At 38.3% G+C, this 13,979-nt stretch carries 14 protein-coding genes and 1 riboswitch; of the genes, 9 read left to right on the top strand and 5 right to left on the bottom strand.

The window, feature by feature from the left end:
- Positions 1-134: 134 nt before the first annotated feature.
- The 3 genes from msrA to ACSLUH_RS11310 form a co-directional block, all read right to left on the bottom strand.
- Positions 135-683, bottom strand: a complete 549-nt coding sequence (gene msrA / locus ACSLUH_RS11320; RefSeq protein ID WP_448567020.1) for a peptide-methionine (S)-S-oxide reductase MsrA — start codon at positions 681-683, stop codon at positions 135-137.
- Positions 684-833: 150 nt separating this feature from the next.
- Complete coding sequence (locus ACSLUH_RS11315) at positions 834-1,940, bottom strand: DUF3083 family protein (protein WP_448567018.1); 1,107 nt, start codon at positions 1,938-1,940, stop codon at positions 834-836.
- Positions 1,941-2,054: 114 nt separating this feature from the next.
- Entirely contained in the window at positions 2,055-3,938 is a 1,884-nt protein-coding gene (locus tag ACSLUH_RS11310; protein WP_448567016.1) for a GGDEF domain-containing protein, read from the bottom strand.
- A 262-nt stretch (positions 3,939-4,200) separates the two neighbouring features.
- Between ACSLUH_RS11310 and ACSLUH_RS11305 the strand changes: the two genes are divergently transcribed.
- Positions 4,201-4,419, top strand: a complete 219-nt coding sequence (locus tag ACSLUH_RS11305) for a DUF3820 family protein (RefSeq protein WP_448567014.1) — start codon at positions 4,201-4,203, stop codon at positions 4,417-4,419.
- Positions 4,420-4,704: 285 nt separating this feature from the next.
- Positions 4,705-4,878, top strand: coding sequence for a ribosome modulation factor (gene rmf / locus ACSLUH_RS11300; RefSeq protein ID WP_448567012.1), 174 nt, complete (start codon positions 4,705-4,707; stop codon positions 4,876-4,878).
- Positions 4,879-4,946: 68 nt separating this feature from the next.
- Here rmf and mobA read toward each other — a convergent pair whose 3' ends face one another.
- Both mobA and moaA read right to left on the bottom strand, forming a co-directional pair.
- The gene (mobA, locus tag ACSLUH_RS11295) at positions 4,947-5,519 is read right to left on the bottom strand and encodes a molybdenum cofactor guanylyltransferase (RefSeq protein WP_448567010.1); all 573 of its coding nucleotides are present in this window, start codon (positions 5,517-5,519) and stop codon (positions 4,947-4,949) included.
- A 1-nt stretch (position 5,520) separates the two neighbouring features.
- A complete protein-coding gene (gene moaA / locus ACSLUH_RS11290; protein WP_448567008.1) occupies positions 5,521-6,492 on the bottom strand; it encodes a GTP 3',8-cyclase MoaA in 972 nt (323 codons plus the stop codon).
- A riboswitch (molybdenum cofactor riboswitch) is annotated at positions 6,479-6,618 on the bottom strand. (Overlaps the previous gene by 14 nt.)
- A gap of 240 nt (positions 6,619-6,858) precedes the next feature.
- Here moaA and ACSLUH_RS11285 point away from each other — a divergent pair.
- The 7 genes from ACSLUH_RS11285 to thrB all read left to right on the top strand — a co-directional run bounded on the left by ACSLUH_RS11285 (position 6,859) and on the right by thrB (position 13,976).
- On the top strand, positions 6,859-7,179 hold the full coding sequence (locus tag ACSLUH_RS11285) for a YebG family protein (protein ID WP_448567006.1): 321 nt from the start codon (positions 6,859-6,861) through the stop codon (positions 7,177-7,179).
- Positions 7,180-7,197: 18 nt separating this feature from the next.
- Positions 7,198-7,926 carry a M48 family metallopeptidase gene (locus tag ACSLUH_RS11280; RefSeq protein ID WP_448567004.1) on the top strand — a complete coding sequence of 243 codons (729 nt, stop codon included), beginning with the start codon at positions 7,198-7,200 and terminating at the stop codon, positions 7,924-7,926.
- 449 nt (positions 7,927-8,375) lie between these two features.
- Positions 8,376-8,741, top strand: coding sequence for a response regulator (locus tag ACSLUH_RS11275; RefSeq protein ID WP_448567002.1), 366 nt, complete (start codon positions 8,376-8,378; stop codon positions 8,739-8,741).
- Positions 8,738-9,346 carry a chemotaxis protein gene (locus ACSLUH_RS11270; protein WP_448567000.1) on the top strand — a complete coding sequence of 203 codons (609 nt, stop codon included), beginning with the start codon at positions 8,738-8,740 and terminating at the stop codon, positions 9,344-9,346. The genes ACSLUH_RS11275 and ACSLUH_RS11270 overlap by 4 nt, the downstream gene beginning before the upstream one ends.
- Positions 9,347-10,297, top strand: coding sequence for a GGDEF domain-containing protein (locus ACSLUH_RS11265; protein WP_448566999.1), 951 nt, complete (start codon positions 9,347-9,349; stop codon positions 10,295-10,297).
- Positions 10,298-10,551: 254 nt separating this feature from the next.
- Complete coding sequence (gene thrA / locus ACSLUH_RS11260) at positions 10,552-13,008, top strand: bifunctional aspartate kinase/homoserine dehydrogenase I (protein ID WP_448566997.1); 2,457 nt, start codon at positions 10,552-10,554, stop codon at positions 13,006-13,008.
- On the top strand, positions 13,008-13,976 hold the full coding sequence (gene thrB / locus ACSLUH_RS11255; RefSeq protein ID WP_448566995.1) for a homoserine kinase: 969 nt from the start codon (positions 13,008-13,010) through the stop codon (positions 13,974-13,976). Before thrA ends, thrB begins: the two co-directional genes overlap by 1 nt.
- Positions 13,977-13,979: the final 3 nt, after the last annotated feature.

Here is a 13,979-nt window from a genome sequence, read left to right as displayed (position 1 = left end):
TTATTGCTGGCCTTTTTTTGTTAGACGGGAAAAGGTTTCGCTCAAGAATGTATTTCAATTCTATTTTTAGCTTTATTGTTGGAATTCAGCATCAGCTTGGCTACTCAATCCGTAAGATAATTGACCTTAGGTGCTCAGGTAAGGTTCTGATTTTTTAACAGGTGAGAGAAGTTCGCTAAGAATTTTTGGATTTTCTTTGCTACCACCAACTGGCAGTATTGGTTATCTGGATTATTGGTGTAATAGTCTTGATGATAGCTCTCCGCACTGTAGAAATTACGGTAAGGAACAACGGTGGTAACGACGGGATCTGCGAACTCTCCACTTTCATTAATAGCAGCTATTTTTTGATTGCTAAGTGCTTTTTGTTGATCATTGTGATACAAAATCGTTGAACGATATTGTGTGCCAATATCATTACCTTGGCGATTAAGCGTCGTTGGATCATGAATAGCAAAGAACACCGTTAAAATCGTTTCGACACTTATAAGATCGGCATCAAAGGTAATTTGCACTACTTCGGCGTGATTTGTACTGCCTGAGCAAACTTGCTCGTAACTTGGATTTTCTACATCACCGTCGGCATAGCCGCTCACTGCGCTTTGAATCCCTTTTATTCGTGAGAAAATATTTTCTACACACCAAAAACAACCTGCACCTAGAGTGATTTTTTCAATTGTCATTTGCAACTCGCTTGTGTTGATATACGGGCAGTTAATTGCCTACGACATTGTATGGCTAATGATGTTTGTTTGTCTATATCCGTCTTGCAGCGACCCGGTTGACTATCATCGCAAACGAAATTTTAGGACGTTTTGTTGGCAATGTCGTTATCAAAAGTCATAGCCTACGTGTTGATGAAAACGCACGGTTAGCTCATTTTGAGCTGGGTCGATTTCAAGCTCTGTTGCCATTAATTTTATTGCTTGCTCTATTTGGTTAAGAAAACGACCAAAACCATAGGCATCAAAGCTTTCTTTGGTGGCGACAAAAATTAGATGAACGTTGTCAACTAATTCGTCACTTCGCCATTTACTGATGATCCCGCATGGACTTTGTTCAGGGTTATAACCGAGCATTTGCAACTCACCTGCTCTTGATATTTGTTCTTCTACACTATGCCTGACAATAGGAACCAATCCATTGGCAATAAGAGCACCATTGTTTAGGTTAAATCGTTTGGCAACTAGTGAAAATGAGTCTGTTAAGAAGGTATACAAAGGGTTATAAGGATCGGTGGAGTTTAGATCAATATCGACCAAATTAAGAATTTGCTCAGTAATGGTTAAATTAACAACGGCATAAGTAATCGAGGAGCTTTGCTCTGGAAACTCAAATTGATATTGACGATAGCGGTCGCTAATATGTTTTAGTTTATGCGCTTTTTTATTGATGCAACCTTTATTTTTGGCAAATAGATCATAAGTAAGATGTTGATGATCTCTTACGCGAATGCTGTTGGCGTCTAGTTTAAATTGCTTACTATAGTCGGCAAGAAGCTTTAGCACTCGCTTATGAAAATGGGCGGCGTTTTTACGTATGTCATCGCCATTTGCCAGGAACACTAGAGTGATTTTATTTGCTCTTTTTGATACATCGTAAAAGGCATTTTGTAGGTGATGCTCCTGAGGATTGTAATAAAACAGTATTTGTTGCCTAGTTTGCCATTGATGCATATCTTGACTATATCTAACCCTGACCAATTTATCATTGGCAACAAAAACAGTACTTTCTAGTTGATAATCGTGACTGAGAGTGAACAATGCTTGCGATAAACTTTGGTAGAGCTTTTCGTATATTCGTTCACTGTCATTTAGCAGGTCAAACTGGCGTATAAGTTCATCTGTTAACGCGAATTCGGCCAAAATATATTGGTTATCTCTTGCCGATGTTGGGATATAAGCTTTTTGAGCGGCACTACGTTTACGTACGATCGACATTTACTATTCCTACAGTCACGCTATTACGCGGTTTTCCTAAATCGGAATAATTATAAGGCTTGCTTATGACAGAATTATGTCAATTATCTGGTTGCTTTAACAGTAAGCAGGTGCTTACTGCTGCGGTAAATGATACGTGACTATTTGATTTCGTCCGTTACCTTTCGCTTGATATAACGCGGTATCGGCTTCAATGATGGCAGCGTCTAAAGATAAGTCATCTCTGACATTGGTAACACCAATACTGGTCGTAATCGCTTTACTTAATCCGAGTTTTTGGTAGGGAAAGTTAGCAATACTGTCAACAATCTTTTGATAGATAACTCTGGCTTTTTCAGGCTCTTTGTTGGCGAGTAATAATAAAAACTCTTCTCCACCTAAACGACAAAATATATCACCTTCACCAAGTAGCTTTTCAATGGTTTTTACCGTCGCTTTTAGTACAGAGTCTCCAATGTCATGTCCATAGGTATCATTGATACTTTTAAACTTATCTAAATCCAAAATTGCAACGGATAAATTGATATCACCTGTCCGATTTTTAGATTTTTTAAATAATGTTTCAGCTAATTCTAATCCTGCGCGTCGATTTAAAATACCGGTGAGGCTATCGGTATTTGCAAGTGTTCTAATCTTCTTGAGTAGGATAAAGGTCCAAATTAGAAGCCCTACTAATAAAATAATAAATATCGATAGAACCATCAGGTATTGGTTTTTCGCTTTGATTAATTGCTGTGACAAAGAAAGCTTTTGCTGCTTTTTTTCATTCTCAAGAGCTAACGCTTCGACAACTTGACTTTGCTCTTCAGCATGAGCAACTTTGGTCGAACGTTGAGAGCGCACGGCACCTTGACTATCACTGTAATTTCTAACGGCTTTGACAATGCTCTTCGCCGCATTATATAAGGCGTCGATATCATTATTTTTGTAGTATAAATCAAGGTTTATGTTATCAACTTTAAACAAGCCAAAGATATCATTGTTCGCTTTATAAACAGGTAAAACTTCATCAATTATCGCTTGTGCTCGCTCAAATTGTTTTAATTCAATTAATGCTTCAGCCATCATTATTTTAGCATTACTGATAATGTCAGGTCGCAGTCGCTGTGAATGCTCCAGAAAACTATCTATATTATCAACCGCTTCTTTGTAGTTTTTTAATTGAAAATTCGCAGTAGCTAAATTTTCGAGCACACCTAAAAAACGGTCGTGTTTAGGAGTAATCTCATCTCGCTCTAGCAATTCAGTCAACATCACTTTTGCTTCTACCGCTGCTCCTTGGGCGATTAGCGACCGTGCTTCAAGTTCTTTAAAAGCAATAAGTAAGTTATTGGCTTCAAGTTCTGTCGCTTGTTTACGACCAACTACGATAGCATTTTGAACTTCCTTAAAGTCTTGGAAGTTCAATCGTAAATTTGCGATGTGTAAAAGCATGTTCAAGGCTAGGTAATACTCTTCTATGTCTTGCCATTGACTATAGTTAGTAATGGCAATATCTAAAGCGATGTCCGCTGCTTGGCTTCCGAGGTAAGCGTAGTAGAGCATGTAGTTGTAGTAAGCCGTTAGCAAACTGTCGTCAAACGAATTAATGGTAGACTCCATTTGCTGAAGTGATGGCAGTGCTTCAGCCCATCGACCTTGAACAAACAACTTTCCTGATAAAAGCAATTCTAACCAAACTTGGTTAATCGGTTTACTGCGATCAAGTATGCTTTGTGAGCGTTCAATGTAGTAATCGATAGCAGGATAGTTATTAGCAAGACTAGCGGTATTTATGGCAAGAATGATCCAGCGAAGCTTTTCTTTGTTGGTACTAAAGTTTACTTGTATCTCCAAGTTTTTCATGCCTTTTAGCGCCAAATCAGCATCAGTGTAGGAAAGTTTTTCTAACTTATTGAGTTGTTCATTAAAAGAGCTTGTATACGCTGTCGATGGCATACTAATCATCGTAATGAAAAACATTGCCACAATATTGATAAAGTACTTCTTATTTATCATAAATTAGTTTATCCATGTTAATAATTAGCGATCAGCTACAGCCTATTTTCCTTGAGGTAATTATCAAACGAAGCTTACTCTTGATTTGTTCAATTAAAGTTTTGCTAGTGTGATCAGAGCTAGCAACAGAGTAATCGTATTGTTATTACTTTTATGATGATGATCTTCGTCGTTAATGTATTAGCTAGAATCTATATTTCTATCGATTTTATTTCTATTAGTTGCATAATGTTAAAACAATAATCTAGAGTCAAGTTTTTATATGTTATCAAGCGAAAATGAGCTGCGTATCGCGGTAAACCAAATCATGCCTTTTGGCAAGTATGCAGGAAGAAAATTGCTCGAATTACCTGAGCCTTATTTAGTGTGGTTTCATGCCAATGGTTACCCAGAAGGCAAGTTAGGGCAGCAATTGGCATTAATGTATGAAGTTAAGCTTAATGGACTAGAGGCGTTAGTAAAGCCATTAGTTAATCGATAGTATTTGTACGGAGGTTAAATTTTTTAATTATTAAAACTTTTTACTTATGTATTACAGTTATATTGCGATTTTATTAACAGCCTGTTTTTTAAATCGATTATTTTTATTTTGGTTTTGTGTGTTTTTTCTACAGCAGTATTTCACTTTATCAAGTCTGTTCACCACATGAAAAGTGCTTGCAATGACCTCTTATTTGTTCTTAAATCAAAAGGTCGATAAATTTCCTTTGTCGACCGTAGAAGTCAAAATAAAGCTATACTTATCAATAAGTTATGGAGTGAATCTATGAGAAGACAAAAAAGAGATCGTTTAGGTAGAGCGTATTCAAACGGTTATCAAGCAGGCCTTTCCGGAAGAAATAAAGAAAATTGTCCTTATCAAAATAGCGATGCAAGATCAGAATGGTTAGGGGGATGGCGAGAAGCCATTACCGATAGAAATTCAGGGTTATTTAAATAACAAACAAGATACTAAAAAAGCTCCGAAAGGAGCTTTTTTAGTATCTAAAAGGCAAAAAGTACATTTAACTATTTATTTACTTCTAAATTATCAACATTTTTATTCATTAAAGCGAGTGCTTGATGCCACTCTTGTGGTGTGTTGCAGTTTTTCAAGAGCGTCGGTGACTGCACGTCTAATGAAATGTGAGCGATGCCACTGATAAACGCTTTTATACTTGGACCTTTGTTATTTGCAGATTTAAGTAAGTGCATGAGGGTTTTTAGCATTTCATTGTTGCAAGGTAGATACAAGGGAAGGGGAGATTGTTTAAAGAAGCAAGCTTTGTTGGCATTTTCACCCGTACGTAATAGCTTTTTCAATAGACAAGGTGTTATCAGAGGCATATCAATTGGCAGCACTAAAATAGCGGATGGCTTTGTTTTGTTTACTACGCTATAAATTCCAGATAATGGACCAAGGTTGGCAAAGACATCAGGAATATCATGTTGGTCGCCACTGACAACAACCTTATCGAGCGAACACTGAGATAAAAGGGCGACGGCATATTCCAACATAGATTGATTACCGAGTCGTAATGAACCCTTATCTATACCCATTCGAGTTGATTTTCCTCCTGACAATACAACACCTAAGGTCATTTTAACCACCAATTGTCGAGAAGTTTTCAGTGGCTCCAACCAGTTTGTCGTGAAGAAAGTGACTAGACTTTTTATCCATCAGTAGTTGCCTTAAATACGGTGCGAGCTGGTTTTTATTATCGTGTGTTAATAAATGCCGAAGATCATGCCCTTGTTCGGTAAAAAGACAAAGGTGCAGTTTGCCTAAAGCACTCACTCTAAGTCGATTACAGCTGTGACAAAAATCTTTGCTATAAGGCATGATCAGTCCGATGTTGCCTTGATAATCATCATGTGAGAATTCTAATGCTGGGCCTGAGGTTTTATCACGCGCCAAAGGGCGCCAACCATCATTTAGTAGCCTTTGTTTAAACTCATCACCAGCAACATGTTCCTTAGCGAAAAACTCTGGATTGTCGCCTGTTTGCATTAATTCGATAAATCTTACCGTAATTGGTGTTTGTTTGACCCAGTCTAAAAAGTAGTTAAGTTGCTTTCGATTGAAAGTATTCATCAAAACGGAGTTAACTTTTATCTTAGTCAAACCAAGTGCAATAGCATTATCGATACCTTTGAGTATTTCGGGTAACTTATTATGGCCAGTAATGGTATTGAAAAGGCGAGGATCTAAGCTATCGATACTCACATTAAGTGAGGTTAATCCAGCTTCAACCCAAGTAGGTAATTGTGTTGAGAGTTTATATCCGTTGGTGGTAATGGCAATGTGGTCAATGTGATTAATGTTTGATAGGGTTTCTATCACCTTCGGTAAATCTTTTCGCAGGGAAGGCTCCCCGCCAGTGATCCTAACTTTTCGAGTGCCTAAGGACGCAAAGGTTTCTACCAGTACTTTTATTTCTGGTATCGATAGAAAGTTGCGCTCAGAATTAGCTTGGTAACCATTCGGCAAGCAATAATCACAATTGAAATTACAAACATCAGTAATCGATAGCCGCAAGTAATTAAACGAGCGGCCGAAAGTATCAGTTAACATTTCACCTTTCCAAATGTCGGGAGGTTAAAGCGTTTCCAGTTTAACCTTGGTGATCTATTTGTGATCACGGCTTAAGCGGCATATTTATCACAACTTAGCCAGTTAAGCTCGGCGAATTTAAATTTGTTATAGTCTAGCGAAGTTAGCTTATAAAGTCTTCAATGTTAAACTATAGCGTCTAGCGCTTGTATATGCAGCTTTTATGAAAAAATGACAAGCTAAGACTTGTAACATTTTGCTTTTTTAATGTTATTACTTGCAAAAATTAACGATCAGAGTATATTACTGTTTATGTATACAGTTGTGGGTGTTTTTTAGTTAAGTACAATTGTACAGAGCGAATTGATAAATTATTAAGGGAAAGCAATGGCAGTAGAAAGTCGATTTGTCGTTATCAGAAATGGGGTGGAGGTTGAGACATTTATGGATAAGAAAGCGGCAGATGAATATGACAAAATGTTGGACATGGCGGATAATTTGACCGAAATGCTTCAAAAAGCCCCAATTGAATTATCAGAGAGTCTTCAAGAAGAGTTAAGTATCTATCTAGCTAAGCATAGAGAAGATGTGCTTATTGCGCTGCAAGCTAAAAAACCAAAAGCGGTGAAGAAAGCGCCAAGTAAACCAAAAAACGTATCTGAAGATAAAAGTAAAGAAGCTGCAGATTCATCGGCTGATGCAGCATAAATTTTTTGGTAAGGTAGAGTGGTACAGTACGAACTGATCCGCAGTGATCGAAAGTCATTGGCGTTAAAAGTGATTAATGGCAAAGTGATCATTCGTGCACCCTTTTACACTTCACAAGATTATATCGACGCTATTGTCGCCAAACGTAAGTCTTGGATCGAACAAGTTACTCAAAAGCAAGCTCAACAACTACCACTACAGAACTTTCTTACCCATAATGGACGCCTTTGGTTGTGGGGAAGGTTACATCGCTTAGTTATTCTTGAAAGTAAGCAATCGGACATTATTATTGATGATGAAACGGTTACCCTCTGCATTAAATCGAGCACCTACCAACGTATTAAAAATAACCATAAGTTAAATATCTATATAAAAAAAACGTTAGAACAATGGTTTGCTAAGCAAGCTGAACTAGTGATTCTTCCCAAAGTAGAGAAACTTAGTCAGCAAGTAGGACTGTATCCAAAAACTGTTAATATTAGGCAATTCAAGGCTCGTTGGGGGAGTTGCGATAACTTTGGTAAGATACAATTTAACTATCTGTTGTTAATGGTACCCGATTGGGTTATCGACTACGTGGTTGTGCATGAACTTTGTCATTTAAAACATTTAAACCATAGTCGAAAATTTTGGCAATTGGTCGCACAACATTATTCAAATGTTGAGCAGGCTAAAAAGTGGCTTAACCTCCATCAGGCTAAGCTCATTTGGCAAGGTGTTGATGCGCTAAATCCATTTAAAAAATAATTTCAGTGATCTGTTGTATCTCCTCGTGCGTACAAAAAATAACCATTGGTTTGAAACTTGCTTTGTTAGTTCACCATAGTTAGGCATTGAGAACGAGGGGATTGTAATGAAAACATACGATTATTGCTTAAAAGCAACGACGATTTACCTGTTATCAGCAATGGTTTCTCTAACTTTTATCACGGTTGTCTTGTTTTAGTGGTTAGTTTAAGGCCTTGCTAAATAATTTGAAAAGCTCAGTAGCGAAACGCTATCGAGCTTTTGTCTCTTTTCAATAACTTTATATAATTTTTATATTAGAAACATGAGCTTAACGATTCCGTGATTCAAGGAAAGATATTTGATGTTCAAAAAATGACAATAAATCGTCTTAGAGCATTAACACCAGAGTAATTTTAAGGTAAATTAAAGCGGTTAAAAAATAACAATAAAAAAGGATTAGTAATTCCATGAGCTCGTCAGTATTAATCTGTGATGACTCCAACCTCGCGCGAAAACAGGTGTTACGTAGCCTGCCAGAGTCGCTGAAATTAAATGTTGAGTTAGCTACTAATGGACAGGAAGCCGTAAACCTTCTTCAACGTCAAAATGTTGACCTTTTATTTCTTGATTTAACCATGCCTATTTTGGACGGCGTTGGTGTTTTACAAGCAATTAAAGACCACGATATAAACGTGTCTGTGTTTGTTATTTCCGCAGATATACAGCCTGAAATGCAAGCCAAGGTTTTAAGTTTAGGCGCAAAAGCTTTTTTGAAGAAGCCTATACAACAAGCGTTGTTAATTGAGCAACTAACAGATCATGGTTTTGTATGAAGCATTTTAATTTAAATGAAGACCAGCAAGATTGTTTACAAGAATTAATCAATGTTGCCATGGGACAAGCCAGTGATCAGCTAGCAAGGTATTTAGATACGTTTGTTTATTTGAAAGTACCAAGTATTGAACAAGTCAGTTCTATTAATCTCATAAATGCGTTAAACCCCTCTAAGGATGCTGTTGCCATTGTTAGTCAGGGTTTTTTTGGCTATGAGGGGATACGTGGTGAAGCGCTATTGGTTTATCAACCCAAAGATTCGGATCGCTTAGCCGATTTGTTGGGTTATGAGCCGGGTGAGTTAACACTGGAAGAACAAATCACGGATCTAAGTTCTATTTTGACAACGACATTTTTAAATGTCTTTGCCAGCCAAATAGATAACCAAATGTCTTACAGTGCGCCAAGATTGTTATCGTCCAAACAGGATGCGATGTCTGAGCATATTGCACAACAGTCGTTTAACTGGGATTTCGCTTTAAAAGTCAAAATTACCTATCAAGTGACCGATTACTCGTTTAATTGTGACATGATTTTGCTAATTCCTGAATCTGCCATCGTTAATATTACCGCGGTAATTGATCGTATATTGGAGTCCTTCTAGATGCTGGCAAATAACTTTTGTGCGAGTATTACTGAAAAATTGAACACGGGCATTTTGGTCATTGATCTAGACTTTAACATTGTCTTTTGGAATCGATTTTTGATGATTCACTCGAACAAAGCAGAACAAGATGTTATTGGTCACAGTATATTTGAAGTGTTTCCAGAGCTTCCGAAGCGCTGGTTTGAACGTAAACTCTCGAGTGTTATTGAACTTCAAAATCAAACATTTTGCTCTTGGGAACAGCGCCACCATTTATTTGAATTGCCCCATACAAGGCCAATAACGACCGACAGTGCTTTTATGGCACAAAATTGTACGTTTATTCCATGTATAGAAGATGGCAAGACTAATCAGGTTTGTATTTTAATTGAAGATGTGACTGATGTTTATCATTATCAAACCAAGTTAAACCTTGCGTTAGAGCAGTTGGCGCTGTCTAACCGTATCGACGGGTTAACAAAAGTATTTAATCGTAAGCATTGGGAAGAATGTTTAGCGAAAGAGTTTGCTAGAGCGCGTCGCTACCAACACAGTCTCGCATTGATCATGTTCGATTTAGATCATTTCAAATTGCTAAATGATACTTTTGGCCATCAATGTGGCGATAAAGTGCTGATAAAAGTCGCTAGTGATATTTCTGATCTATTACGCTCTTGTGATTTATTTGGACGATATGGCGGTGAAGAGTTTGCTGTGATTCTACCTGAAACTGATTTGCAAGGTGCTGTAGATGTTGCGGAACGAATTCGTCACGAGATCGCTAACATGAATATTAACTATCTTGATGAGTCCATTGACGTTACAGCAAGTGTCGGCGTCGCGGTGATTAACTCAGAAGATAGTCGTTATGAAGATTTGATTTCGAGTGCTGATATTGCCTTATATCAAGCTAAGGCTTCTGGAAGAAACTTGGTTTCGATTGCAAGAGAACCGGTTGAATGTGTATAAAAAACGAATATATTCAACTTGTCCTATCATTTATTCATAAACTATAACCATTTATTCAATGTTAGCTGTTGACATCTAACTGCGCATCAGGCATTTTAGCTTCATGAAATTACGTACTAGCCACATTACCATTATTATCACCACTACCATTCTCAAACGACTGGTGGTTATTGGCTGACGTATAAAAAAAATTATTTTATCAAAGCTCGTAACCACAAAGGTTTCGAGCTTTTTTGTTTTTAGGGGATGTAAAAATGCGTGTATTAAAATTTGGTGGTTCATCATTGGCAACGGCGCAAAAGTTTATGCAGGTTGCTGATATCGTGAATAACCAAGCTCAACAATCACCAGTAGCTGTGGTTGTTTCAGCACCTCAAGGGGTGACCAATCATTTAGTTGCAATGGCTGAAAATATTTCAGATGAGCAAAAACTGAAAGATGACTTAACCCATTTTAATACCGCAATTACTAATATTATTAATGATTTGAGTGCTCAGTTACCAGGCTTTACTAGCCAGCATGCTGAACAAGTACTTGCCAATTGGGAGCATAAGTTAGCGCGTTATTTACAGGGTGCGACGATGTTATCCTACTGTCCTGATCATATTAGAGCGATCATTATCAGTATTGGTGAACGTTTGAGTGTTGCTATTTTAGAGTCGGTGCTTAATGCGCAACAAGTTGATAACTGCGTTATTGAGCCTGAGCAATTTCTACGCACAAATGATGTCTCACTAAATGCCTTAGCCGATTTGGTATTGTGTAAAGAGCAATATAATCAGCATTATAGCAATTTAGCGCGAGTTGGCATTATGCCGGGCTTTATTGGCGTTGATAGTAGGGGCAATGTGACAACGTTAGGGCGAAATGGCTCCGATTATTCTGCGGCAGTATTGGCAGTATGCGCACAAGCTGAACGTTGTGAAATTTGGACTGATGTTAATGGTGTCTACAACGCTGATCCTCGACTAATTAAAGAGGCAAAACTACTTGATTATTTAAGTTATCAAGAAGCGATGGAGCTTTCTTATTTTGGCGCCAGTGTCCTGCACCCGAAAACCATCGGTCCTATAGCTCAATATCATATCCCTTGTTTAATAAAAAATACCAGTAATCCTGAAGCACCGGGTACGTTGATCGCTAATGAAACTGATCAACAAAAACAAGTGAAAGCGATTTCGAATCTTGATGATTTAACCATGGTAAATGTCTCGGGCCCAGGAATGAAAGGCATGGTCGGTATGGCAAGCCGAGTATTCGCGTCCATGAGCCGAGAAAACATCTCACTGGTATTAATTAGTCAGTCTTCAAGTGAATATTGTATTAGCTTTTGTATTCATTCTGAAGATGCGCAAGCTGCTGAACAAGCATTAAAGCAGGAGTTTGAATTAGAATTACTCAATGGACTTTTAGAGCCGATTAATTTGCAGCATGAACTGTCAATCGTATCTTTGGTTGGTGATGGTATGCATCATCAACAAGGCGTTGCCGCAAAGTTCTTTAGCTCTTTGGCGCAGGCACGTGTCAATGTCGTTGCTATTGCACAAGACTCTTCAGAGCGCAGTATTTCAGTGGTGATAGAAAAACGTAAGTGCACTGATGCGATGAAAGTGAGTCATCAAAACTTTTTCTCCCACCAACCAACAATTGATGTGTTTCTTGTTGGCTGTGGTGTAGTTGGTAGTGAGCTCATCGCACAAATTGCGCGTCAGCAACAAAAATTAAAAGCGCAAAATATCGTGCTAAAAGTTTATGGCTTAGCCAATAGTAAAGGAATGGTTTTTGATAAAGAGGGTATTAATCTCGAAAACTGGCAACAAGTACTCAATCAAAATCCTGTTGCGGTTAATGTTGAAAACATTAAAGCTTTTGTGAGAGAGAATCATCTGATTAACCCGGTGCTGGTAGATTCGACATCAAACGAGCAATTGGCAATGAGTTATGTTGATTATCTCAACGAAGGGTTTCATGTTGTAACACCTAATAAAAAAGCGAATACGGATTCATGGCAATACTATCAAGCGCTTCGAAAAGCTGCTCAGCATACCAATCGCCGCTTTCTCTATGAAACTACGGTTGGCGCAGGGTTACCTGTCATCGACACCTTACAAAGTTTGATAAAAGCGGGTGATGAATTAGTGCAGTTTGAAGGAATATTGTCTGGTTCATTATCTTATATTTTTGGTAAGCTAGACGAGGGCATGAAACTTTCAGAGGCAACGGCAATTGCCAAAGAAAATGGCTTTACAGAACCAGACCCGCGTGATGATTTAAGTGGTATGGATGTCGCACGTAAGTTGCTGATAATGGCTCGCGAAGCGGGTATGCAATTAGAGTTAACAGATATCGAGATAGAGTCGGTATTGCCTGAAGACTTTGATGATCAAGGTGATGTGGCGACGTTCATGCAAAACCTTTCCAAGGTCGATGAATGCTTTAGCTCACGTGTCGAAGTCGCTAAAGCTGAAGGCAAAGTGTTACGTTATATTGGTAATATTATCGATGGCAAATGTAAGGTATCGATCGAAGCGGTTGGAGCAGATCATCCTTTATATAGCATAAAAGATGGTGAAAATGCTTTGGCTATTCATAGTCGCTACTACCAACCTTTACCATTTGTGTTAAGAGGTTACGGTGCTGGCGCTGAAGTAACGGCGGCTGGGGTCTTTGGCGATTTATTAAGAACATTAGCTTGGGAGCAACAACACTAATGTCAGTATCAGTATTTGCACCGGCATCAATTGGAAATGTCAGCGTTGGTTTTGATGTTTTAGGTTTAGCGGTGAAACCGGTAGACGGTTATTTGCTTGGTGATATTGTTACCATAGCCGAATCAACGAGTGATTCACTTGAAGTTATTGGTGAATTCGCCAGTAAATTGCCCGGTAATGTAAAAGATAATATTGTTTGGGGCTGTTTAAGTTTGTTCAATCAAGCAATGAAAAAAGCAGGTCACAAAACGGTAAATGTCAGCATGACTTTGGACAAAAAGATGCCAGTCGGCAGTGGTTTAGGTTCAAGTGCATGTTCGGTAGTTGCTGCTTTAGAAGGGTTGAATCAATTTTATCACAAGTACTACCAGACTGGATTTAATCAACAACAAATGTTGTTGATGATGGGAGAAATGGAAGCTCAAATTAGTGGTAGTCTACATTATGATAATGTCGCACCATGCTACTTAGGTGGTATGCAGTTAATGGTGCCTGATGACAATATTATTAGTCGTTTTTTACCACAGTTTGATGATTGCTATTACATAATGGCGTATCCTGGCATTTCTGTTTCTACCAAAGCGGCTCGCGAAGTGCTGCCGAAAGAATATAGTCGTCAGGATTTGATTACCTTTGGTCAGCGTCTAGCAACTTTTGTCGATGCATGCCATCGTCAGGATAAACAGCAAGCATTTTCAGTATTAAGTGATGTTGTTGCAGAGCCATATCGCTGTCATTTATTACCTAAATTCTCTGAAGCAAAAGAATATCTGTTGGCGCAAGGGAGCTTGGCCGTGGGAATTTCTGGCTCTGGTCCAACGTTATTCTGTGTTGTCGATCACAAAGAAAAAGCACAGCAATTGGCGACATGGTTGAAAAATCATTATTTACAAGTAGCAGACGATGGCCATGAATATGGGTTTGTTCATATTTGTCAGGCAGATAGTCAAGGTGCCTGCGTTATATAAACC

It is taken from the genome of Thalassotalea ganghwensis (genome assembly GCF_053485795.1).
This window is presented reverse-complemented; position numbering and strand designations above follow the sequence as displayed.